We start from the raw sequence: 5,789 nt of genomic DNA on the forward strand, positions 1-5,789 counted from the left end.
GTATTTGTAGAAGCTCTTCCGGTTGATACTACTGTCAACTGTGATGCAGTGCCAACGGCAATAACTTTAACCGCAACGGATAATTGTAATTCAGCAAGCGTGAACTACCAAGAGAGTACTACCGCTGGAAACTGTGCAAATGCTTATACATTAACGAGAACTTGGACGGCAACAGATGACTGCGGAAATGTGTTGACACATGTTCAAACGGTAACCGTTCAAGACACTACTGCTCCTTTATTTGTGGAAGTCCTTCCAATTGACACGACGGTAAACTGTGATGCTATACCAGCTGCAGTTACTCTAACCGCAACAGATAATTGTAGTACAGCATACGTGAATTACCAAGAAAGTACTACAGCTGGAAACTGTACAAATACATACGTATTAACGAGAACATGGGTAGCTACTGATGATTGTGGTAATACATCAACGCATATTCAAACAGTAAATGTTCAGGATACTACATTACCTGAAATCATATCCTTCCCTGCAGATATTTCGGTTGACAATGATAGTTCATTCTGTGGTGCTGTGATCAGTTGGACCGAACCACAAGGAACTGACTTATGTGGAACCGTTGATGTTCAGAGTACATACAGTTCTGGAGATTTCTTTGATGTTGGCGTAACAACGGTGACCTATACATTCACCGACGAATGTGGTAATGCTGTTGATAGTTCGTTTACTGTAACAGTAACAGACAATGAAGATCCAACGGTTACTTTCAATACGGCAAACTATTTCTGTGCTAGTGATATTGTAGAAATCGATTATGACGTAAATGACAACTGTTCAATTGATACTATCATTACTGATTTCGATGAACAAACCAACTTCCCAATTGGTACGACAACAGTTTCAGTTCAGATCATAGATATTCACGGAAACACAAGTACCACTAGCTTCGACATTGTGGTAAGACCATTACCTGAGATCAAGCTGAACCCAGTCTTTGATAATTGTAAAGGAGGAGAAACAATGCTTGAGGTACACTCACCGAAAAATGACCTAATATACGATTGGTATTTAGAGCAAACTTGGGTGAATTCAGGTCCTGAATATTTGATTGACAAATTAGAATCTGATGATGAGGGAGAATACATTGTTTATGCTACGGATGAATATCAATGTGTAAACAGTGACACTTTGGAAATGATTACAGAGGTATGCGACATGATCATTTATGAAAGTTTCTCTCCAAATGAAGATGGTATTAACGACTACTTTGTAATTGAATATCTAGAAGAATATCCAAATACATCAGTAAGAGTATTTAACCGATGGGGATCTGAAGTATACTACAATGAAGACTATCAAAACAATTGGGATGGTACTTCTCAAAATAAACTAAACGTAGGAGGCAATGAACTTCCAGAAGGAACTTACTTCTACATCATTGAATTAACTGACCCAGTAAGTGGTGAAGCTAAGGCTTACCAAGGGTATGTATACATTAAACGATAAATTGACATGCAAAAATTAACATTAAACTTACTGTTTGTACTGCTGACTTTTAGTACTTCAGTTTTTGCACAGCAAGAATCACAATTCACGCAGTACTTAGACAATATGCTCTACTACAACCCTGCCTATGCAGGAAGTAGAGATGCATTAGCTATCACTAGCTTAAGCAGAGCCCAGTGGGCGGGTATTGAGGGTGCACCAAAAACAACCACACTAAGTGTACATTCACCCATCACCTTGAAGGGACTAGCGCTTGGTGCAAGTATGATTTACGATAAGATTGGTCCAACCTCATCGACTTGGGTAAATGGAGATATTTCTTATACCATACAACTGGATAGAAAAAAGAAAAGTAAACTTTCTTTTGGTCTTAAAGTAGGAGCCAACTTTTTAAGCAACAACTATGGAACATTAACAAAGGAAGAATGGAATGACCCAACCCTATCTGGAGCAGTTCAAAATGAAATTAAACCCAATTTTGGTGCAGGTGTTTATTACCATTCGAAATACTGGTTTCTAGGATTATCTAGTCCTCGTATTGTTGAAAGTGCAGCAGAAGTGGGAGAATTAAACTACAGAGATATTCGTCACTATCACCTTGCCTTTGGAGGGTACTTTAAGTACAATAGGATGCTGAAAATACGTCCATCCATCATGCTTAAAGTTGCCATGAATTCACCAATGGCCATCGAAGCTTCGAACTACTTTATTTTCTATGACAATTTCTGGCTGGGTGTCAATTATAGATTTAAAGAAAGTATTGCACTAATTGCTCAAATAAACCTCAGTAACGAGTTTAAAATAGGGTATGCCTTTGAATTATCAGGAAACAGATTGGTCAAATACAATTTAGGTTCTCACGAATTATTATTGAGTTACGACCTTAACTCTAAAGTTAAAAATCTTCAATCTCCAAGATACTTTTAGAATATGAAATTATCACTTACCATATTGACAATCCTTTTTACTTTTCTTGTTGTGGGGCAGGAAGGAAGGCTAAAATATGCGAATGAATTATTGGAAAATAAATCTTATTTCTATGCAGCTCAAGCTTATGAAGATGTATTAGAACGAGGGATTGATTCAATGAGCATTGCGTCTAATATTGCCTTAGCTTACGACAAAACAGGTGATTTTATGAACGCCTTAAATTGGTACGAATACATTTATACACAAGGAAAATGCACCGATTACCAAATCTTAAGGTATGTACTTTTAGAAAAAAGAGCGAAAAACTATACGAAAGCCTATGAAACATTAACTACCTATTTAAGCACTAAAGAACCTACAGAATATGAATTAAACTTAGCGCTTAATTTTGGCAACTTCGAAAAACTTGCGGTTGCAGACGAAAACTTCAAGGTTGAAAAGGAAAATATCAACACGCATCAATCTGAAATAGGTATTAGCTATAAAGACAGCTCTACTGTTATTTTCTCAAGAAACCAACGTTCTAGATTAATGGAAAATCAAATCCATTCTTGGACAGGAAGTTATTTCTATCACCTCTATAAAGCCGATGTTACTGAATCGGGAAAACTAAATAATGTTACTCCTATAAAATCGAATAGAAAATCAAAATTCCACGATGGAACAGGCGTGTATAGTCCTCAATATGATGTCTATTTCCTTACCAGGAATAATGCGGAACAATTGAAGAGAAGAAATAGAAAGGATGAAGATAATTCTCAAATCAAACTAGAGATATACACCGCAAAGGTGGAAAACAACGCTTTGAAAAACATAAGAAATCTCAATAGAATTAATTCAAGAAAATACTCCACTTGTCACCCAACTTTAGACACCATTAATAATCGTCTCATTTTTTCATCTAACCAACCTGGTGGATATGGAGGAATGGACCTCTATTACGTGCAATTAAATAAAAGAGGGAACATTGTTGGGGACCCAATAAACTTTGGCCCAGAAATCAACACCCAAGAGGATGAGGTTTTCCCCCATTTCAATTCTGTTGAGAGAACACTTTTTTTCTCTACTGAAGGACATTATGGTTTAGGTGGATTGGACATATTTGCTGCAAAATTAGACACCAATTTTCAAACTCTTAAACTTCGAAATTTGGGTGCTCCAGTGAACAGTAATCAGGATGACTTTTCTTATGTAGACAATGCATTTTCCCAGCATGGGTACTTTAGTAGTAACCGTGATGGAGACGATGACATCTACAGTTTTACAAAGCTTAAAGAGATTTTCCATACTCCCTTACTTAATGGTAAGGTCTATGACGGGTTTACAGAGAATACCGTAAGTAATGCCATGGTTTACCTATTCAATGATAAAGGAGTAGTGATAGATTCGACGTATTCTAGTTTAACGGGAAGCTACAATTTTAAGGTAGAACAGAATGAAACGTATTTGATTCGTACTCAAAAAGAAGGGATGAAAACCGATGAAGAGCTATTATTAACAGACGATTCAGAATACTATACAGTAAACCTTCACCTTAACACAACTCCTAATTACTTATTTGCCGGAAGAGTTATAGATCAGGAAACTGAAGTAGATGTCCCTAATGTTCGCATTGTTCTTATGGATAGTACAGGTAACATTAAAAACTATACCTACGATTCAATCAACGGTCACTTTATCATAGATAATATTCGCTATCAATATGGAGATGATGTAGACTTCACTTTTGTTGTTTCCGCTCCAGGATACTATACTAGATATATCCCCTTTAAAGAAACATTAGGAGATCGTCAACATTTGTTTTTAGATAATGAATATGATGTGGTTTTAATTAAAAATGAGAATTACGAAATCACAGATCTTTTCAATTTAATGCCAATCTACTTCAATTTTGACAAGCATAACATCAGACCAGATGCTGCAGAAGAATTGGACAAAATAGTTGTTATACTAAATCAGCACCCAGATATAACATTGTATTTACAAGCGCACACAGATACTAGAGGGGCAGACTATTACAACATGTGGCTTTCTAGAAAAAGAGCCGAAAACTCTAAAAAATACTTGGTTGCAAAGGGAATAAATCCAGAGCGATTGAAAATAGAATTCTATGGAGAAAGAAAACTTTACATCCCTTATAAACAAATTAGAGATGCAAAAGGAATTGTAGAAAAAGAACGTTTACATCAACTCAATAGACGTGTTGAATTCGTTATCTCACTACAATAATCAAAGTTTCATAGCACAAAAAAAGCGGTCGTTTGGTAAGCGACCGCTTTTTAATACTTTTCAATCTGCTGCTAGATTAGAATGCATATCTTATGGCTAAAGATCCACCCCATCCTGCATAACCAGGTCCATTTATTATACCAATTCTAGGTCCTGTATGAAGCGCTAAGTTTAACGGGAAATCAAATGTGTATTCAATCCCAATTACACCTCTAGCTCCTAAAGCAAAACCGTCCTCATAGTATTTAACTGGATGATTATCATTCCATAGGAACGCATGTGCTCCGGCTCCTAAATACCAATTGAATCCAGACCCTAAATCAAAATTCCATTCGTATAATCCCTCCAAGAAAAGGTGATACCTACCACCTCCTAGGGTTGCCTCAATAGCATTTGAACCACCCAACATGTGCTTTAAATTTATAGCTCCATCACCATAAGATCCAAAGCGCAATCCTACAGCTGTGTTGTAGTTTTGTGCCGATGCAACTCCTATTCCACCTGCTAGAAAAGCAAGTACAACCAACATTTTTTTTATTCCTTTCATCATAAGTAGATTTTAATTACCATTCAAGATAAGAATTTGTCGACATACTTGCAATTGCTGAGATTCCAGGTCAAGAAATTCGGCAACAATAATGTAATTTCCTATGTTGCAAATGTGATTTTCTTCATCCATTCCATCCCACAACACAACACCTGAAAAACCTTGTAAAACATTATTAAACAAAGACTTAACAACCATCCCTTCCTCACTATAAATTTTCATGCTTAACATATATTTATTACCGTTATGCGAATAATAAATGGATGTCAAATCTTTTTCTCCATCTCCATTTGGAGTGAATATTTTGGGTGAAATAGACAGTTTTGAAGATGGACCACCCTGAGTAATTTGAGAGTTTTTAAAGCCAGGTGTACCGTAGTTCACATTACTTCCTGCACTATACCATTTTCCAGTTTTTCCCTGGAGATTGATTCTTTCAAGAGCCACACCATTTACATCTTCCAAATAGTTGAAATGCATTTTTTCCGAGTAATTAAACACATCATACACATCTTGGGTATCTATTAGAAATACACTTCCACTGTCGTTCGGAAAATTGGGCAGCTGCATCTCCCAATCGTTGTTTTGCCCTACAAAAGGATAATGTTGTTTTTGA

5 protein-coding genes are annotated in these 5,789 nt (G+C 36.4%); 3 read left to right on the forward strand and 2 right to left on the reverse strand.

What is annotated here, in order from left to right:
- The 3 genes from R3333_RS11900 to R3333_RS11910 all read left to right on the forward strand — a co-directional run.
- A partial coding sequence (locus R3333_RS11900) for a gliding motility-associated C-terminal domain-containing protein (protein WP_318958998.1) occupies positions 1-1,467 on the forward strand: 1,467 nt, incomplete at its 5' end.
- A gap of 6 nt (positions 1,468-1,473) precedes the next feature.
- Positions 1,474-2,394 carry a type IX secretion system membrane protein PorP/SprF gene (locus R3333_RS11905; RefSeq protein WP_318958999.1) on the forward strand — a complete coding sequence of 307 codons (921 nt, stop codon included), beginning with the start codon at positions 1,474-1,476 and terminating at the stop codon, positions 2,392-2,394.
- A 3-nt stretch (positions 2,395-2,397) separates the two neighbouring features.
- Positions 2,398-4,626 carry an OmpA family protein gene (locus tag R3333_RS11910; RefSeq protein ID WP_318959000.1) on the forward strand — a complete coding sequence of 743 codons (2,229 nt, stop codon included), beginning with the start codon at positions 2,398-2,400 and terminating at the stop codon, positions 4,624-4,626.
- 76 nt (positions 4,627-4,702) lie between these two features.
- Here the strand turns inward: R3333_RS11910 and R3333_RS11915 are convergent, their stop codons facing one another.
- Positions 4,703-5,176 carry a hypothetical protein gene (locus tag R3333_RS11915; protein ID WP_318959001.1) on the reverse strand — a complete coding sequence of 158 codons (474 nt, stop codon included), beginning with the start codon at positions 5,174-5,176 and terminating at the stop codon, positions 4,703-4,705.
- Positions 5,177-5,185: 9 nt separating this feature from the next.
- A partial coding sequence (locus tag R3333_RS11920; protein WP_318959002.1) for a hypothetical protein occupies positions 5,186-5,789 on the reverse strand: 604 nt, incomplete at its 5' end.

It is taken from the genome of Lishizhenia sp., from assembly GCF_033720595.1.
In the GTDB taxonomy this organism is placed as follows: Bacteria; Bacteroidota; Bacteroidia; order Flavobacteriales_D; family Crocinitomicaceae; genus Lishizhenia.

Coding starts and splice junctions, on each gene's coding strand:
- R3333_RS11905 (WP_318958999.1), top strand. CDS start 1,474: ATGCAAAAATTAACATTAAACTTACTGTTTGTACTGCTGACTTTTAGT.
- R3333_RS11915 (WP_318959001.1), bottom strand. CDS start 5,176: ATGATGAAAGGAATAAAAAAAATGTTGGTTGTACTTGCTTTTCTAGCA.
- R3333_RS11910 (WP_318959000.1), top strand. CDS start 2,398: ATGAAATTATCACTTACCATATTGACAATCCTTTTTACTTTTCTTGTT.